Source organism: Propionispora sp. 2/2-37 (assembly GCF_001298735.1).
In the GTDB taxonomy this organism is placed as follows: Bacteria; Bacillota; Negativicutes; order Propionisporales; family Propionisporaceae; genus Propionispora.
On the sequence record NZ_CYSP01000008.1, the window covers coordinates 169,866 to 187,566 of the forward strand.

Here is a 17,701-nt window from a genome sequence, read left to right on the forward strand (position 1 = left end):
ATCTACTGTCTGCACAAACAGCCAATAGTATATGTAGGATAGATACGCCCGGCCTTATTCTACCGTAACGATCACATGCGCGTAGCGCGTCAGCGGCGGTGTGCCGTTGTCTTTGACTTCAAAGATTAGGTAGATGTTATCTCCGTTCTTACTTTATGAATTATTTATGTTGTTCTGCAAGCCATTCCATAAGCGTAGCTTGGCGACCATCAATTGTACTTATCATTCATTGTTATAAACGTATATCCAAGACTAGTGTCCATTATACTCAAACGGCGTTTTATCTTCTTTCTGATAAAAGACCCGTACGGTCACGTACATCATCAAAGAAACTAAACTGTACATTTTTTACTCCAGCAGCCAAAAACCGTTTATATGTAGGCACTACGTATTGATCTGGAGGTTTTTGCGGCATTGCCGTTTTTATCCGCAACATAAATGTTTTATAATTTCACGATACCCTTCTATGTCCTAAAATTCTTTCTCTCCTTTGCCGGCAATAAATCCGCACTTTTCTCGCGTTGATGCTCTTGACAAAAGTTCAATGTTTGACGATGAGCGGTCCCCGAATTACATCCATTACTTTCGCCGGCGGTAAGCTATTCTCAATTAATTGCCGCATAACTTTCATATAAGGATGAATATGCCGAAGATATTTTTTATATCCCGCACACAAGTAATTTAGCCCTTCCTCCCCATCCGGTGTCTCTAGAAAACGATGTTTTGGACATTCCCCATGGCAGGCAAATTCTGCTTCGCAGACCTTACAATAATCGGGCAGGCCTTCTTTTTTAGCTAAGCTGAATTGCCATTGTTTTTGAGACTGCACCAAATCGTCCGGTTCCGATGTAAGAATATTCCCCAATTCGTACGCTGGATACACAAAATGATCGCAAGAATACACCGCACCATCGTGTTCCATAACGAGTGCTGCACCGCACTGTTTCGCAAAAACACATATTGTAGAATCTAACCCCAGCCAGGATTCCAACGCCCATTCAAAATTTATCACGTGAATTCTACCTACATCATTCCTTACCCATGTATCAAAAACAGCGATGAGAAAATCACCATACGCTTCCGCCTCCACTGTCCATGGTGCAACCTGTACGCTAGCGACTGCTCCCGGCGATGTCGGTGCTGCATGGCGCAATCCCATTGCAACTGCCTTTTCATCCGGAAGCCGTTCAACAATTGGAATAAACTGAATGAATTTCACGCCATTCTTTTTAAAAAACTGGTAGATCTGCAGGGGTTCGTAAGATGCTTCTTTCGTTACACAACTTAGCACATTGAAAGACACCTGATACTTTTGCAGCAGTTCCAGCCCTCGCATGACATTTTTAAAAGAGGGTTCACCAGAACATGCAAAACGATAACGATCATGAATTTTTTCTGGACCATCTAAGCTGAGACCAACCAGAAAATCATGCTCTTTGAGAAAATCACACCATTTCTCATTCAGCAACGTACCATTTGTCTGCAGAGAATTGACGATCTTTTTCTCTCCGGCATATTTCTTTTGTAAGGCTGCCACCCGCTGAAAAAACTCCACGCCTAATAAAGTCGGTTCACCCCCCTGCCAAACAAAAGGTACTTCCGATGCCGATTGCGCTTCAATATATTTACGAATAAAAGTTTCTAAAATCTTATCAGATATGACGTAATCTTCCTGCTTTGGATACAGGGCTTTTTTTTCAGTATAAAAACAGTATTGGCAATTTAAATTGCATACAGGCCCAATCGGTTTTGCTAATATATGAACTGAGTTATATTTGCGCATCATAATTCTTTCACCTTGTTCTTATTTATTTTTATCAAAGGCGAATCATCATTTTCTAAGTTTAAGCTTTTCCATATGATTTACTACTTTCTCCACACTGATGATCCCTAAATCAACATCAAACAAAATCAAATTTATTTTAATAAACTCCACTTATATACTCGCGTCAGTTACAGCTAAATTTAATCTTAATATAAAATCGACTATATGCCATATATAATACGAAACCAAAATATAGAGAAGTTGAACAGATCCCCTGGCAGATTGATCCGTTCAACTTTAAAAGCACTCCTCTAATCGTTCATTTGATTAATCCTCTATTTCGACCATCACATAATCAAACTGTCCAGAGAAAGGGAACTCGCCTTTTTTCTTATATTCCTTGCTTACCGCATCATACCGATCGCGACCAACATCATAGGTTTCCGAATTCAGGAAGAAGCGATATGGGATTTTTGTTTCGCTCACCTGTTTCCCATTGATGAACAAATGTCCAATTCCAGCCATTGGTCCTGTTTTTTCCATCTTAAATTGAACCTCTGCTTTGCCAAGCGGCATAGGAGCTTCCATGCGGCTAATTTGTCCGAAAGAATTATATTCAAATTTAAGCTTATTATCTTTTACAAACAGCGTATAGCCCCAATTATAGCTGCCCGTAGAGAAGAGCACACCTTCCTCTGCTTTCTTATTCCTCGTTACCGGAACCGTAATCGTAAAAGATTTATCCAGCGTATTGGGTCCTGCTAAATGGAATATCGTCCCGGTTCCTGGATAATATTTAAATACTTTTTCTTTACGAGTTCCAAAGCTCTCCAAACCGATAGAAACTTCTGTCAATGCAGTACCATGACGGTCAGCTTCGATTTTCCAAGCATCTTTCAGCTCTTTTAATTTTTCCGGATATTGCGCTGCTACATCCGTAGATTCTGAAAGATCTTCAGCTACATGATACAACTTCCACTGATCTTCCTCGAAAAAAGTACCTTTCTTATGGATGGAAACTGCTTTCCAGCCATCTTTATACATCGAACGCTGATTCACATGTAAAGCATACTTTTCCTTGTCTGGTGACGGTGCGTCCGCACGATCAAATGTTGAAACGATGCTTGTCCCATCCATCGGTAATTGTGGAATCCCTTTAAAGGTTTCCGGTGCTTTCAAATTAGCGATATCCAACACCGTTGGTGTAATGTCAGTGACATGCACATACTGCGAACGCACATGATCCTTGCCTGCCGCAATCGCATTGGGCCAATGAACGATCAATGGTGCGCGAACCCCGCCGGCAAATAATGACCCTTTATAATTTTCAAATGGCGTTCCTGAAACATTCGCCCAGCCCCTCGGATATGCAACCCCGTAATCTGCATTGCCCAGTTCATTGATATGTTTCTTTACGTCTGCGATAGGCGTTTTAATCGGGGTATAAGCCTTTAAGCTAAAGTCCGTGCCCTCATTACCAGCAAAATCAGTCGCACCGTTGTCAGAAATGAGCACAATCATCGTATTGTCATATTGCCCGAGTGCCTCAAGATGATCTACGATTTTACCAATTTGTTCATCGGTATATGTCAAATATCCAGCGTAAATCTGCATATAACGGGCGCTCACTGCCTTTTCATCTGTACTTAAGGAATCCCAAGGCTGAATCCTTGGATCATGCGTTAGTTTTGCATCCGCTGGCATAATACCAAGCTGCTTTTGACGCTCAAACCGTACTTCACGGATCTTATCATAGCCTTGATCATATACACCATTGTACATATCGATATATTCTTTTGGTGCCTGTAATGGTGAATGCACCGCACGGAATGCCGTATAGAGGAAAAATGGCTTATCAGGATATGCAGAAACCTGATCCGTCAAAAACTCTTTTGCCATTCTCGCCACATCAGCTTCAAAATAATAATTTTCCTTAGGCGGCGTAATTGCATGATTGTCATATACCAATAACGGATTGTATTCATCCGTTTCCCCACTTAAAAAACCATAGAAGCGGTCAAAGCCTCTACCCAACGGCCAACTATCCATCGGACCAGCCGGTGAGATTTCTGCATTCGGCGCTAAATGCCATTTACCAACCGCCATCGTGCTATAGCCGTTTGACTGCAAAATTTCTGCTACCGTAGCAGCCTGCTCTGTAACTCTCCCGCGAAAATTCGGATGCTCTAGGCCCAAATCCACACTGGCGATATGCCCCATGCCAACCGCATTATTGTCACGTCCCGTCAGAAGCGACGCACGTGTAGGCGAACAAAGTGGACAAACATTAAAATTATTGTAAACAAGCCCTTCTGCCGCCAATTTATCAATATTCGGCGTTTTGATTTCAGAACCATATGCCCCAAAATCACTAAAACCCATATCGTCCATAACGATATACACAAAGTTTGTCTTCTCCTTGCTACCATGCTTAATGTTTGCCGACACGCCCTCCGGTGTCCCTGCACTAGCCTGCACTACATTGGCAGGCACATTGACCGTCGTCAAAGCAAGTCCAACTAATAATACTTTTTTCAAGTATTTTTTCTGTAAATACTTTCTCATGCTTCCTACCCCCCATTTTTTGCGGAATACATCGAAACACGATGCTTCCGCCAAAATCTTTTTGAGTTTATTTAATATTAAATCAGCGGCTCATTAACCTATAATCCGCTTGTTGTAAAGCTGATAAACCACTGGTTTAACCATCTGAAAACCGCTTCTCCATTTACTAAATTTAGAAGAATAGATACATTTCAAGACGAGCTGCCCTTACCTTTTCGCTTCCATCCAAAGGGGTTTGGAAATCGTACATCGCACCGACTGTGAAATTTTTGTCAATAACATAGTCTACACCAATACGTGGTCCTCTCTTGCCATTCCACCAGCTATACGTAGTATCTATATTAGAATTTCGCGGTAAATGGAAATATTTTACATACGTATCCCAACTACCCGCTTTCATCGGATGGATTTCTCTAAATTGCAATGTAGTTACGTAGCCGGAACTGCCCGTGTCATCGACAGTGCTATCACCTTTACCCCACAGACCCACAAATTTAACATTTTCAGCAATTGGCGTATTATAACCAAGTTCGAAAAAATTCTTAGTTTTTCCACCATAAGTCATTCTATGGACCTCTGCTGCAATATTAGATTTTGGCGCTATAGGGTAATTTACCGTAAACGCCTGATAGGATGGAGCCCCCCCAGTAGATGGATAGTAATTTTTTGCTCCCTGAAGATCCTCTGCATTTTCCAAATGACCGATAGTGAAGTTATATTTTAGCTTATCGCCCCATTCCATCTTCATACCACTTACTTTTGAATCGGCTATAAAACCACCATTGGTGAAAAGATTAAATTTACCAAACGTTGCCTCTGTGTGAAGAAAAGGTCCCCTGAAATATAAATCCGTAGAGTTTCCGGGCTGAATGGTCGAATCTAAACCCGTTGCCGTTTTAAGCCATTGATAGCTTTCATTCACCAAGCCGACTGTCCAGTTGTCATTGATTTTATTTTCGATTTTGATATAGCTGTAAATATTACTTGAATGGCTATTGCTTGCCTTATCGCCTATTTTTTCATAATCTACCCGATTCCGAACATAACCACTGATGTTTACCGGACTTGGTTTCTTTTCCGCACTTTTTACTTCCAATGCAGAACTTTGTTTTTCTGTTGCTTTACTTTCTTCCAGTTTATCAATTTTCTCTAAAACTTCCAATTTTTTTAAATCGTATAAATATTCAGCATTTAGTTTCAAAATTATATTTTGATCCACTTCGCTAAAGGCACTCATATTTTTTTGTGCTTTACTGACGATCATCGCCATTTCCAGGCGGCTCATCACACGGCCTTCCGGTATAGTTTCCTGATATTCCTTAATATTTCCCGTGCGAATAAGTTCGTTTACCGCAGCGTAAGACCAGTCCGTCGCCGGTACAGCGGCAAAAAAACTGGGTGCAGCCTGTACATTCGTTCCACCGCAGAGTAGAAATGAAGAAATAATGACTATCGCTAACTTTTTATGCATTATTAAATTCTCCCCCGTCAATTGTTATGGACTTTTTTATCAGGTTTCAGGCAATAACTGTAATGAGATTTTCCGTATAGGAAATCTCTTTCTTTTCCGTCACAATGATATCTAAATATTGTTGAAAGTTAGCAATGAGCACCGGCGTAATAACCGAGTAGCCCCCTTCCCGGATCTTGTCCATATCAAACTCGACAAGAATCTGTCCCTGCTTCACCCGATCTCCTTGTTTCACTTTTGTACTGAAATATTGTCCATTCAATTTAACGGTATCGATCCCGATATGAATAAGGATTTCCGTCCCCTTTTCCGTGATAAGACCAAGCGCATGCCCTGTCGGAAACAGCGTTGCCACGGTGCCGTCTGCCGGCGCCACCACCCTGCCTTCGATTGGCTCAACAGCAACCCCCTTACCAAGTACCCCGGAAGAAAACGTTTCATCCGGCACATCTTCAAGAGTTCTTACTGTGCCGGTCAGCGGGCTTGTGAAAAATTCTTTTTCGACGAGCCCGTTACCATCCTTGGGCACGACAGTCGATTTTATTTCTTCTTTATCGCGATACAACGGATATGCCATAAGCAAACCGAGCATAAATGCTGCCGCCGAAACCATCATGGCGCCCTTCATTCCTGCCATATCATTTATCGCCGAATTTACAAAACTAGGATAGCCGAAGATGCCTAACCCGCCAAACATATAGTATTGAGAATCAAAAAAAGCAAGCATTCCTCCACCAATAGCCGCTCCGATACAACTAATCACAAACATTTTTTTGCGTGGCAGCGTTATCCCATAGATTGCCGGTTCCGTTACGCCGAAAATACCGGAAATAAATGCCGGTACACAGAGAGATTTCAGCTTCGCATGTTTCGTTTTAAGTAGAACTGCAAGAACAACTCCTGTCTGGGCGAAGGAAGCCGCAAACGTCATGGCCACAATATGATCCGTCCCGGAAGTTGCGATATTGTTGATCATAATCGGTACAAGCCCCCAGTGCAGGCCGAAAATAACAAATACCTGCCAAAAGGCTCCGAGAAAAAATCCCGCTAAAATCGGGCTAAAGTTAAAAACCCCTGTTGTAACCGCACCAACAATCTGCCCAGCCCAGGTAGAGATTGGTCCAATGACTATAAAGGTAACCGGAATGACGATCAAAAGCGTAAAGAACGGCACCATAAACCCCTTAACCATCGCAGGAATGACCTTCGCAAGGCCTCTTTCCACCTTTGAAGCAAAATAAATCGCCGCAATAATCGGAATAACACTGGATGCATAGTTCATGAGGATAACCGGTATTCCCAGAAATTCGAGCTGTACCGGCGATGCAAAGATGGTTCCTTCAAACATCCGGTAAAGCGGTTGTCCGGTAAAAATAACGCTAAGCGTCGGATAAACCAGTGCGGCGCCTACGGCCATGGCACTAAACTCATTCATTTTAAACTTACGCGCTGCCGTGATCCCTAAAAATATCGGAAAGAAATAGAACAGTCCGTCCCCAATGGTTTGCAATATCTGATAAGTTCCACTTTTTTCCTCAATCCAGCCCAATGCGACGAACAAAGCCGTAAAGCCCTTGATCATTCCGCTTGCCGCCAGCACCCCTAAAATAGGCGTAAAAATCCCGGATATAATATCTACGAATTTATCGAGCAAATTCATATTTTTATCCGGTTCTGTTTTTTCGGCGGCGCTGCCGTCGGCAATGCCCTGGGACTTTACGATTTCATCGTGTACCTCACCGACTTCATTGCCGATAACCACCTGATACTGACCGCCGCTTTGCACAACCGTCACAACGCCGTCGAGATTTTTGATAGTCTCCGTCGCAGCTTTCTTTTCATCGTGCAGTTTAAAGCGCAGTCTCGTATAACAGTGCGCCAACGATATGATATTGTCTTTTCCGCCAACGCCTTCCACGATGGCCTTTGCCAGTTCTTCATATTTTCTCATCGCTGATTCCTCCAAAATTTTCAAAATAACTTTGAAGGTTTGGCCAACTTAATGTCACCATCCAAAACGGCTGTACTACCTATCCTCCTTTATGCGGGATTCTATAAAACTGACTTTATCAGCTTACAGCAACTTATCGCTTTCCTACCACCTTGGCAATATGGATGATCAGATAAAACCTTTCATCCGCGTTGAGCTCGTAATGATATTTTCCGGCAAGAAACTCCGCGATCTTTTGAACACATAGATGGGCCGTCATATATTTTTTCTGGACCATCTTTTCCATTTCTTCATCTACTTCACCTACGGATGCCTTCTCCGTAAACATACGCTTGGCAAAGAATTTCAAATGGGTCACAAAACGACAATACTGCGGTGAATCTACATTGAACTCCACAGCACAGGTATAACGTACAATATTCGTAATTTCCTGTATTAAGCGAGTAATATTGTCTGCCAGCGGCCTGTTTCCCATCTGGGCATCAATAATATGGAGCGCCACAAAGCCCGCTTCATCTTCCGGAAGATCCAAGTCAAACTTTGCATGAATGATGGCAAGCGCCTTTTCTCCCAGAGCGTATTCTTCCGGATAAAAACGCTTAATTTCCCAAAGCATCATATTCCGTACAACGGTACCGTCACGAAACCTTCGTATTGCCATATGAAGATGATCGGTAAGTGAAATATAGATGCTCTCATTAAGCTTTTTCTGAAGTTTCTGCTCCGCCATCTCAATGATTTTACCGGAAACTTCCATGTATTCCGGTGAAAGATCTGCCAGCAGCATCTTAAACTTTTCTAAAACATCGTGGTTGGAAAGCGTATAAATCTTGTCAACGGCATTGTCCGGAACATATTCGCCGCAGCGTTTTTTAAAGGCTATGCCTCTGCCTACCGCAACAATTTCCCGCCGCTTCGTATCTTCCGAAATAATTACATTATTATTCAGTATTTTTTTTGATGATCATATGTGAAATCAGCTCCTTAATTAATCTTGACCTGATCTCTTGTAAAACTGCTGCTAGAGTAACAGGCGGAGAAATCTCCATATCATCAAGCTATATTAGATCTTTCCTCCTACATTTTTTAATATTTTTCTGTCTGCTCATTGATTACCCAGCAGCTTTACAAGCTCAATCTTATACGACATCTGCCGTTATCAGCCAGGTGTTTTGGGGTTGTTTTTATTGTACTTAAACCCTGATTTTTGAATAAAGACTCGTAGGTCGGCTCCAATCCAATAATTCGGCGTCTTTAACGGTATGCGTTCCTGTTCAAATTCTTACAATAACGTTCCAACAATCTGGGTAATACCTTATGTACCGTAAGCATTCTGCTAATCAGGCTTGTCCGGCTATTCTGGACAAGCAAATAAAAAGACGAAAAACCGACAGCTTTCCTTATCCTGTCATTTTTCGTCTTATCTTCAGACTATTCATTTCACAAAAATCACCTCCAAAAACTTGATTTTGAAGGTTTGGCCAACTCAATGTCACCATCCAGCATTCCGTTCAATTAATTATTTGGTATTGTACCACGTTTTTTGTAAATAGTCAAATAATTTTGAAGATCTAAAAAATCATATATCAGCGCGTTCTATCCTGCTTTGCATTGCAAATGGCACAGGTCTTACTCATTAAAAACCACAGTCAGGTTGAATTTAATCTTATCTTTATTGTATCCAGCCTTCTGATAGTCCGCAGTATTATTCCGATTCCGGAAATATAATATCATAGATTTCTTGTGGCCGCTTTACAAGATAAGTCGCATGATATTGTTTTAATTCCGCTTCATCGCGAAACCCCCACAATACCCCGATACTATCCATACCGGCATTGTGCGCAGTAACCATATCCGTCTTAGAGTCGCCAATATAGACTATTTCTTGCGGCTCCAGCTTCATTAGCCCGGCAATCTTCAACGCCGCTTGCGGATCCGGTTTTTTGGCAACATCATGACGCTCACCGTAAACAGCGATAAAATCAAGTTCCGGCAGTAACTGCCGAAGCAAATTATGGGTGTAGTCATCACGCTTGTTTGAGTTTACAGCCAATGCTATCCCTTTTTGTTGCAAGGCTGTAAGCAAGGAAACAATCCCCTCATAGGGTTTTGTTTCCTTGTTGTAGTTTTCACTGTAAGCCGCAAGAAAGCGCTGCAATCCTGCATCAATAATGGCCGGATCGGTATTTTCCGGCATGCTTTGTTCGATCAGATTGCGAAAGCCCCTGCCGATCTTAAGCCGGTATGCGTCTTTGGCATGTGTAGGATAGCTGTAACTTTCCAGCGCTTCATTCACACTATTGGCCAAATCGCTCAGCGTATCCAGCAGTGTGCCGTCCAAATCAAAGATGATGCCTTTATATTTGCTCATTGACAATCACCCTTTGCATGGCTCCGGACATGGTTTCTAAAATAATGCAGCAGGAGGTCGCACCCGCATCCAGAAACCCCTTGCTTCTTTCGCCGAGTCTGGCCGCCCGGCCGATTTTAGCCACCAATTCTTTGGTATGCTCTTTTCCCGCTTGCGCACCTGCGGCCATTGCCTGAAGCGCTTCTGCATATCCTTTATTGCCTTCAAGCGCTCTTTTAAATGCTTCTTTAGCTGGATAAATAGTATCAATCAGCGTTTTATCACCCGGTTTTGCGCCTGCCAGTTCCATAAGCTTTTCCGTAGAAGCCTCCAGTGCTGCCAGCACGGTCTCCGGGATTATATTTTCTATCCCTTTGGTAACTTTGCTAAACTGCGAAAAAAACGTACCGTATATCGGTCCCATAGAACCGCCGATATCCATAACCAGCGTCTGCCCCAGTATCTTAAAGGCTTCGGATAACGACATATCCGCCGTAATCCGCTCTTTGGCAAGCATAAAGCCTTTGTTCATGTTGATGCCATGATCACCGTCACCGGTTGCCCCGTCAATTTCACTTAAATAACCGGCATTTTGGTGAATGGCCTCGATAATTTCCAGTACGATGACGGCATTATGACTGTTTTTAATGCACTCCATTTCATTTCCTCCTAACCTGAGTCATCCCCATTGTTTCCACTTCTTCATCCAGGCACTCTTTTAATTCGTCATCCAGTTTCATAACGGTTAAGGTTATTCCATTCATTTCCAGAGAAGTAAAATAGTTTCCTACATAGGATTTATACACCGACATGCCTTGGCAACTCAGAAGTTTTTCCACTTCATCAAAGAAAATATACTGCTCCATAACCGGTGTAGCACCTAACCCGGAAACCAGCACAGCCAGTTCATCGCCCCGACCAAACGGAATATCCTCTACCACAAGTCTGGTCATGACGGCCGCCATTTCTCCGGCACTGGCTAATTTCTCTACACGTATCCCCGGCTCGCCATGGTGGCCGATACCAAATTCCATCGTTCCCGGTTCAATTAAAAAATTAGGTTTGCCATTGGCCGGGATTGTACAGGGCCCCAGGCCGACGCCAACGCTTCGCGTATTGTCAATGGCCTTCTGCGCTGTCCGTATGACTTCCTCCAAATCGGCTCCCTGATTGGCTTTAGCGCCTCCGACTTTCCACATAAAAACCTCGCCGGCAACACCACGGCGTTTTTTTATCTCTTCCTTTGGCGCACTGGCAACATCATCATTGGCAACCACAGTCTTGACATGGATCCCATCATCGGCGGCCAGTTCCATCGCCATCTTTACATTCATGTTGTCGCCGGCATAATTTCCATACAGGCAGGCTACTCCCATTCCCTGGTCCGCCGCACAAATCGCGTCGTAAAAAGCTTTGGCAGTAGGCGAGGAAAATATCTCCCCGACGGCAACAGCATCTACCATATTTTTACCGCAATACCCGATGAAGGCCGGCTTATGGCCGCTACCGCCGCCGGTCACAATACCAACCTTTTTCTTGCTCTTGCAAAAATTCGAAACAACCACTCTGGGATTTTTCTTATCAACATGAATTAGATTTTTATGGCATTTGGCAAACCCCTTCAGCATATCTTCCACTACAAAATCGGGATCATTAATGATTCTCTGCATTTATTTCTCCTCCTTACTATGTGCACCTATATGCTTATTTACCTAGTCAATCGATTTCTCTTGTTTACCGATATTCCATTTGATAAAAACTACACTAGATAACATACAGCCGTTGTGCGGTCAACGGCTGTATGCTTTTTGTTTTATAGTTTTGTGATGGCGAAAACAGCTTTCACCTGATGATTCTCAAAATTCACCAGCTGGTACTTGACACCGGCCGGAATGAAAAATGTATCTTCCGGATCCATAACGAAACTTTCCTGTAAATCCACCAGGTTTATGGTCATTGGCCCGTCAATACAATACAGGGCCGCATCACCGGCATGCGTATCCGGATCAGAACATCTGGGGCCGTACCCTCCGCCGTTCGGAAGAACGAATTCGCCAAAATGGCCATAATCATTGCTGGTAATAAACCGCATAAGCATGGGATGTTTGGTTCCATGAATATTATTCAGCTTTTCAAAATCCCTGACTCCATAAACGGCTCCGGTTTTTCTCGCCTCGTGAGGATCAACCGGCCACGCACCGATATCGTCCGTACAGCCCTGGCGCGAAATATCCGCTATTTTCCCTTTCATATTCGGAAGCTTGTCATTATTTGCGCCCTTATAATACTTAGTTTCCTCATCACTGGGGATAACAGCCGGCGGAATATTTTCACTCCAGGCCTTGGGGGTAATGAAGTATAAAATTCTTGCTTTGGTATCGGAAAAGTTATGGCAGCAATGCCATGCCCCTTCCGGCATGAATAACCCTTCTCCGGTCTGCAGGTAAGCAAACTGGCCGTTGCCGCTCCGCTGTACCACCGGGCCGTTCAAAATATAATAGGACTCATCGCCGGGATGAATATCCAACGGAGCAAATACACCGCCCGGACCCAATTCATAAATTCCCAGCATAAAAGTATCGGTGGAAACCATCGTAAAGGTATTGTCACTGGTGAACGCGTTATCCGGCGGATATAACGCGGTTGAATAATCACGTTTCCTAATTAGCATCGGTTTTTTATCCTTTGCTTCAAACGGAAATTTCTCTAGAATATCAACTAACTTTGCCATAATAAAAGTCCTCCCGGTTTCATAAGATTATTCTGCTGTCTTTGTCTTTTTGGCAAGGGACAAACAGGTCGCTGTAACCAATCCGCCACAGAGCAAAGCAACTAAGAATAACAAAATATTGTTGGATAAGAAGAATACGAACAATCCGCCGTGCGGGGCATTCATGGTCAGGCCAAACAGATAAGATAAAGTAGCGCCAACAGCCGAACCTGCCATCAGAGAAGGAATAACGCGGAGCGGGTCGGCAGCGGCAAAGGGGATGGCAAATTCCGTAATCATACCAAAAGCACCGGCAAATAAACCGGGAACCGCCGCCTTTTCATTAACCGTGAATTTCTGTTTTGCCGCCAGGCAGGCAATCGCAATTCCCAGCGGCGGTACCATGGAAGCAACAAAGTTAGCCGACATGGGCGCCCAGTTTCCGGCTTCCGCCGCAGCAAGCGCAAAAGCATAGGCAACCTTGTTACAAGGGCCGCCCATATCAAACGCCAACATACAGCCTTGAATAATTCCGAGAACAATTAAGCCGCCGCCCTGTAAACTTTTGAGGAAACTTTGCAAAACATGGTTTAACGTCGCAATAGGCCCTCCGAGGATGTATACCATAAAAAGTCCCATAATCGAAACGCTTAATAAAGGAATGATTAACGTTGGCAGCAAGGAACGCAAAGAAGCCGGAAGGGGAATTTTTTTCAATTCATTGACAAGATAGCCGGCAAAAATACCCGCAATCAAAGCCCCTAAAAACCCGGCTCCCAGATAATCGGCCAACAAACCGCCAACCATACCGGCACATATCGCCGGCTTGTCCGCAATGGAATAAGCAACATAAGCGCCCAGCACCGGGGTCATTAACGCGAACGCTTTTTTCCCTACCCAAAACAGCGTGGAGGAGAAACTGCCAAACTCCTTGACCGACGTGGGAATATCATAGCCACCGATGGCAAACCCCAGAGCGATTAAGATCCCGCCTGAAATGACAAAAGGCAACATATAGGACACCCCGGACAATAATGCCTCTTGTATCTCACGTAACTTTTCTTTCATCATCCATCATCTCTCCCCATTATTTATTTTTAAAGATAATTGTTGGATCCTGAATGACCTGATGCGGTGTGCATTTAAAAATTTTAGCGGTATAGTCGTCAAATCTTTCCTCCTTGCTTACTTTTACATCATTTGCAAATACGATCAGGTCAGCTGCCGCGATATCACTGCTGGAAAGTTTGTTTTCAATGCCTAATGCACCCTGACATTCTACCTTACAGTCGTAGCCTCGTTCTTTACATATTTTTTTTATGGCCTCTGCCGCCATATACGTATGCGCAACACCTGTCGCACAGGAAGTAACACCAATCACCTTCATTGTTTTTTCCTCCCTTACCGTATTTGTGTATCCGACAGTTACCCCGACCCAAGCAGGCAGGGATTGATGACTTTATTTTGCGCAGCCATCAATCTTGCACCCTCTGGTTCAGCCTGCAATCTCCTGCTGACATGTTTTCACGATTGCAAGCAGCTCTTCATACGTTTCAACCTGTTCCAGCTTTTCGATGAATTCCCGGTGTGCCAGCAATCGTGCCAGGGAAGCCAAAACGCGCAAATGTTCATTAGAGCCCTCTTCCCCTTTGGAGACCGCCAGCATAAAAACATACCGTACATCTCCTTCTTCATCAAAAGACTGATAGCGGAACGGTTCTTTGCATCTGAGAAAACCAATTCCCGGCCTTATCACCGTTTCGCTCCGGCCATGCGGCAGGGCAATAAAATTCCCCATGAAGGTGGAGCCAATACTTTCTCTTTCTTCCAAAGATTTGATATATTCATCAGTATCTCTTATTACACCGGCCTTTTTAAACTGGCTGGCTAAGCAAGCAAACACCATTTGTTTGCTTGCCACATTGCCAGCGTCCAGTATAACTGCCTCTTTAACTAAGACTTCTGCTAAATCAATCTGACTCATATACAAATTCTCCTGCCTTTTATTTGCCGTTTTTAAAGACGGTCAACACGTCTTTGATATAGGTTTTCATAAAGTGATAAGCGTCCTCCTGGATTTCATGATAGAATGCATTGCCGTTCACTGCGTTTAATTTTTCATAAACATGCTTGCTGGTTGCTTTAGCCATATAGGAATAGTAATTAATCTTAGAGCATCCGGCACTGATCGCAGCCTGCACCTGAGCCGCATCAACACCGCTGCCGCCATGCATGACCACGCGGCAGTCCCTGGGCATCGCCGCCCGGATGGCTTTTACCCGGTCAATATCCAGCAAAGGTTCTTCCGCATAAATGCCATGCATGGTCCCAAAACATACGGCCAATGCATCAATTCCGGTTCTTTCGGCAAATTCGGCCGCCTGAGCCGGGTCTGTGAAACTTTTGCGGATATCTTTACGGGTCAGCGGCTTACCGCCATGCGAATCTTCCTCCGTGCTGGACATGATCCCCAATTCAGCTTCTACCGTTAACCCCAAATTATGCGCAATTTTAGTAAACGATTGTAATTTTGCAACATTTTCTTCAAACGGCAGGGCGCTGCAATCGTACATGATAGAAGAGAAACCGCACCGGATGGCTCTCATAATAAAGTTGTAATCGGTACCATGATCAAGATGCACACATACCGGCACTTTAGCGGCTTTGGCATATTCCACCATTTTAGGACCAATGCTTTCAATGGGAATTAACGGATCATGCACTTCTGCGTGATCAATAATAATGGGAACATTCAGTTCCTCCGCCGCACCAATAATAGCCCGGATTGTTTCTACATTCGGTGTGTTAATGCAGCCAATCGCATATTTTTTTTCTTCTGCATCTTTCAAGATTTCTTGCATGTTGACTAACATGTCTGAATTCCCCCTAGTTTTTATTTATAGTTCCTGAACAATTTTCTTCAGGTTAGCTAACCCCTTCACCGCCAATTCCTCGCCCGTATCGGCAAACTTTCTCCAAATCGCGCACTGGCCGTTCAATTCTTCAAAACTAGGATCAAATGACTCAATCACACAGGGCCCTTCATAACCGATATGATTTAGAGCGGTAAAGAATTCTTTCCAGGGCACTAACCCGGTTCCCGGAATCCCCCGGTTATTCTCGCAAACATGGACATATCCGAGATACTCTTTACCGCAGGTTTCAACAGCTTCGGTATAACTTGTTTCTTCGCGGATCATATGGAAGCAATCCAGATGAACCGCCATGTTGCTTGTTCCCACAGCCTTGCAGTAGCGCACTCCCTCTTCGGCCGTATTGATGAAATGGGTCTCAAACCGATTCACCGGTTCAACACAAATTTTCAACTTCGGGTGTTTTTGTAATGCATATTCGGCCACGATACGCATACTGCTCACCGAATGCTCCCATTCCTTCTCGGTTTTGGGTTTTCCGGTTAAGCAACCCCATCCGGCATAATTTACGCCACCGAGAATATCCGAGCCTAATTCCAAATTAATATCCACCAATTTTTTCAACGATTCGATCCCTTTTTGCCGGACAGCAGGCTCATCGGAAATAAGACTGTTTTTTGCATTTAAGGTTGTGCTGGTTACGGCTTTTAGTTTCGTCTTGGCCAATTCCTTTTTTACCTGCTGGACAGGAAATGTTTCCGGATGAGCAATGGCAAAGTCGATAGCTTCAAAACCCAGCTCTTCTGCCTTTTGGATGATCCACAGATCTTTTTCCTTAAATACTTCTGTCCAAATAAACGTGTCGACACCAAACTGCATTTAAATTCCCTCCCATTGATATTAAATTTATAAATTTCGCTATTTTTTTTACAATGGAAATTTTCAGTCTTATCAAAGTAAAAAAATAGCGGCCTTAGCTCTTAATTCATTTGCCTGCACATCGTCCGGATACATATTTCATGCATGAAATAAATATATCTTGGCAGCGATAAGCCGGCTTCCAGCTAAAATCAATAAATCAATTTGTATTCCAACTTAAATCATTGTTTTTTCGCTACAAAACCAACTATAAGCAAATTATATATCTTTATTTAGTTGTTGTCAATTACAAAACCTAATTATTTTTCTTTTTTTACTTGACTTAAAATCTTAATGCTATATATAATTTGGATATAATCACAAATAGGGGATGTTAACTTGGCAAAGCCAATTAATAATGAGCGCCGAAATCAGATTGTCAACTATGTCATTACTAACGGTACCGCAACCGTAAATGAACTGTCCGAAAGATTCAAGGTGTCAACCGAAACCATCCGCAAGGATCTTTCCTATCTGCACGAAAATAATATTCTAAGCAAGGGACATGGAACAGTTACTGCCGCCAGTTCCTACCTGGAAAACGAATTCGCATTAAAAGAACAGGAAAGTCTGGATGCTAAAATTCACATCGCCCAAAGAGCGGCAACACAAGTTCCGCAAAACGGCGTTGTATTTCTCGATTCGGGCACGACCGCTCTGCAGCTGGCCAAAATCTTAAATTTGAGAAATGACTTGATTATCGTTTCCAACTCGGCAATAGCCGCACAGGTATTGTCAACTTCAGCGAATCAAATTTTGATTACCGGCGGTGAACTGCGCAAAAAAAGCTTTTCTTATGTCGGCAATTGGGCTTTACAGGCAATTAAGCAAATTAAAATTGATATTGCCTTCCTTTCCTGCAGCGGCTTTCACGCTGACGGACCGTCAATCCACTCTTATCGTGAGCTGGAAATAAAACAGGCTATCATGACAAGTGCAAAAAAAACAATTTTGATGGCCAACACTGGCAAAATCGGGAAAGAAAGCCTTTATCGCTATGCAACATTTTCCGCATTTGCTTTCATGATTACCGAAAGAAAATTATCGCCGGAAGAAAGAAAGCATTTCCCGGAGACATTAACCATCATGGATTACTAA

General features: G+C 43.3%; 16 protein-coding genes. 1 reads left to right on the plus strand and 15 read right to left on the minus strand.

Features of this window, described 5'->3' with window-relative positions; translation table 11 throughout:
• Window positions 1-54: 54 nt before the first annotated feature.
• The 15 genes from P22_RS21560 to P22_RS10555 all read right to left on the minus strand — a co-directional run bounded on the left by P22_RS21560 (window position 55) and on the right by P22_RS10555 (window position 16,564).
• Window positions 55-135, minus strand: a complete 81-nt coding sequence (locus P22_RS21560) for a hypothetical protein (protein WP_373432671.1) — start codon at window positions 133-135, stop codon at window positions 55-57.
• Between the two features lie 406 nt (window positions 136-541).
• Complete coding sequence (locus P22_RS10490; protein WP_054260180.1) at window positions 542-1,786, minus strand: anaerobic sulfatase maturase; 1,245 nt, start codon at window positions 1,784-1,786, stop codon at window positions 542-544.
• A gap of 306 nt (window positions 1,787-2,092) precedes the next feature.
• Window positions 2,093-4,330, minus strand: a complete 2,238-nt coding sequence (locus P22_RS10495) for an arylsulfatase (RefSeq protein WP_054260181.1) — start codon at window positions 4,328-4,330, stop codon at window positions 2,093-2,095.
• A 172-nt stretch (window positions 4,331-4,502) separates the two neighbouring features.
• Window positions 4,503-5,801: a hypothetical protein gene (locus tag P22_RS10500; protein ID WP_054260182.1), complete on the minus strand. Its 1,299-nt coding sequence runs from the start codon at window positions 5,799-5,801 to the stop codon at window positions 4,503-4,505.
• A gap of 46 nt (window positions 5,802-5,847) precedes the next feature.
• The gene (locus tag P22_RS10505) at window positions 5,848-7,752 is read right to left on the minus strand and encodes a beta-glucoside-specific PTS transporter subunit IIABC (protein WP_054260183.1); all 1,905 of its coding nucleotides are present in this window, start codon (window positions 7,750-7,752) and stop codon (window positions 5,848-5,850) included.
• 133 nt (window positions 7,753-7,885) lie between these two features.
• The gene (gene licT, locus P22_RS10510) at window positions 7,886-8,704 is read right to left on the minus strand and encodes a BglG family transcription antiterminator LicT (RefSeq protein ID WP_054260184.1); all 819 of its coding nucleotides are present in this window, start codon (window positions 8,702-8,704) and stop codon (window positions 7,886-7,888) included.
• Window positions 8,705-9,457: 753 nt separating this feature from the next.
• Entirely contained in the window at window positions 9,458-10,123 is a 666-nt protein-coding gene (locus tag P22_RS10515; RefSeq protein WP_054260185.1) for an HAD family hydrolase, read from the minus strand.
• Window positions 10,110-10,760: a dihydroxyacetone kinase subunit DhaL gene (gene dhaL, locus P22_RS10520; protein ID WP_054260186.1), complete on the minus strand. Its 651-nt coding sequence runs from the start codon at window positions 10,758-10,760 to the stop codon at window positions 10,110-10,112. Before dhaL ends, P22_RS10515 begins: the two co-directional genes overlap by 14 nt.
• A 1-nt stretch (window position 10,761) precedes the next feature.
• Window positions 10,762-11,772: a dihydroxyacetone kinase subunit DhaK gene (locus P22_RS10525; protein ID WP_054260187.1), complete on the minus strand. Its 1,011-nt coding sequence runs from the start codon at window positions 11,770-11,772 to the stop codon at window positions 10,762-10,764.
• 143 nt (window positions 11,773-11,915) lie between these two features.
• Entirely contained in the window at window positions 11,916-12,833 is a 918-nt protein-coding gene (locus P22_RS10530; protein ID WP_054260188.1) for a cupin domain-containing protein, read from the minus strand.
• Between the two features lie 27 nt (window positions 12,834-12,860).
• The gene (locus P22_RS10535) at window positions 12,861-13,883 is read right to left on the minus strand and encodes a PTS fructose transporter subunit IIC (RefSeq protein ID WP_216598064.1); all 1,023 of its coding nucleotides are present in this window, start codon (window positions 13,881-13,883) and stop codon (window positions 12,861-12,863) included.
• 16 nt (window positions 13,884-13,899) lie between these two features.
• Complete coding sequence (locus P22_RS10540) at window positions 13,900-14,199, minus strand: PTS fructose transporter subunit IIB (protein WP_054260189.1); 300 nt, start codon at window positions 14,197-14,199, stop codon at window positions 13,900-13,902.
• A 108-nt stretch (window positions 14,200-14,307) separates the two neighbouring features.
• Window positions 14,308-14,796, minus strand: coding sequence for a PTS sugar transporter subunit IIA (locus P22_RS10545; protein WP_054260190.1), 489 nt, complete (start codon window positions 14,794-14,796; stop codon window positions 14,308-14,310).
• Between the two features lie 19 nt (window positions 14,797-14,815).
• Window positions 14,816-15,685 (minus strand): class II fructose-bisphosphate aldolase, encoded by an 870-nt coding sequence (locus tag P22_RS10550; RefSeq protein WP_054260191.1) that lies wholly within the window; start codon window positions 15,683-15,685, stop codon window positions 14,816-14,818.
• Window positions 15,686-15,709: 24 nt separating this feature from the next.
• Window positions 15,710-16,564, minus strand: a complete 855-nt coding sequence (locus P22_RS10555; RefSeq protein WP_054260192.1) for a sugar phosphate isomerase/epimerase family protein — start codon at window positions 16,562-16,564, stop codon at window positions 15,710-15,712.
• Window positions 16,565-16,942: 378 nt separating this feature from the next.
• On the opposite strand from P22_RS10555, the gene P22_RS10560 reads away from it, so the two are divergent.
• Entirely contained in the window at window positions 16,943-17,701 is a 759-nt protein-coding gene (locus P22_RS10560; RefSeq protein ID WP_054260193.1) for a DeoR/GlpR family DNA-binding transcription regulator, read from the plus strand.

What these genes read in the sequence shown, in the direction of transcription:
- P22_RS10530 (WP_054260188.1), bottom strand. Translation starts at nt 12,833, where the DNA reads ATGGCAAAGTTAGTTGATATTCTAGAGAAATTTCCGTTTGAAGCAAAG.
- dhaL (WP_054260186.1), bottom strand. Translation starts at nt 10,760, where the DNA reads ATGGAGTGCATTAAAAACAGTCATAATGCCGTCATCGTACTGGAAATT.
- P22_RS10515 (WP_054260185.1), bottom strand. Translation starts at nt 10,123, where the DNA reads ATGAGCAAATATAAAGGCATCATCTTTGATTTGGACGGCACACTGCTG.
- P22_RS10505 (WP_054260183.1), bottom strand. Translation starts at nt 7,752, where the DNA reads ATGAGAAAATATGAAGAACTGGCAAAGGCCATCGTGGAAGGCGTTGGC.
- P22_RS10525 (WP_054260187.1), bottom strand. Translation starts at nt 11,772, where the DNA reads ATGCAGAGAATCATTAATGATCCCGATTTTGTAGTGGAAGATATGCTG.
- P22_RS10535 (WP_216598064.1), bottom strand. Translation starts at nt 13,883, where the DNA reads ATGATGAAAGAAAAGTTACGTGAGATACAAGAGGCATTATTGTCCGGG.
- P22_RS10550 (WP_054260191.1), bottom strand. Translation starts at nt 15,685, where the DNA reads ATGTTAGTCAACATGCAAGAAATCTTGAAAGATGCAGAAGAAAAAAAA.
- P22_RS10500 (WP_054260182.1), bottom strand. Translation starts at nt 5,801, where the DNA reads ATGCATAAAAAGTTAGCGATAGTCATTATTTCTTCATTTCTACTCTGC.
- P22_RS10540 (WP_054260189.1), bottom strand. Translation starts at nt 14,199, where the DNA reads ATGAAGGTGATTGGTGTTACTTCCTGTGCGACAGGTGTTGCGCATACG.
- P22_RS10495 (WP_054260181.1), bottom strand. Translation starts at nt 4,330, where the DNA reads ATGAGAAAGTATTTACAGAAAAAATACTTGAAAAAAGTATTATTAGTT.
- P22_RS10490 (WP_054260180.1), bottom strand. Translation starts at nt 1,786, where the DNA reads ATGATGCGCAAATATAACTCAGTTCATATATTAGCAAAACCGATTGGG.
- P22_RS10545 (WP_054260190.1), bottom strand. Translation starts at nt 14,796, where the DNA reads ATGAGTCAGATTGATTTAGCAGAAGTCTTAGTTAAAGAGGCAGTTATA.
- P22_RS10555 (WP_054260192.1), bottom strand. Translation starts at nt 16,564, where the DNA reads ATGCAGTTTGGTGTCGACACGTTTATTTGGACAGAAGTATTTAAGGAA.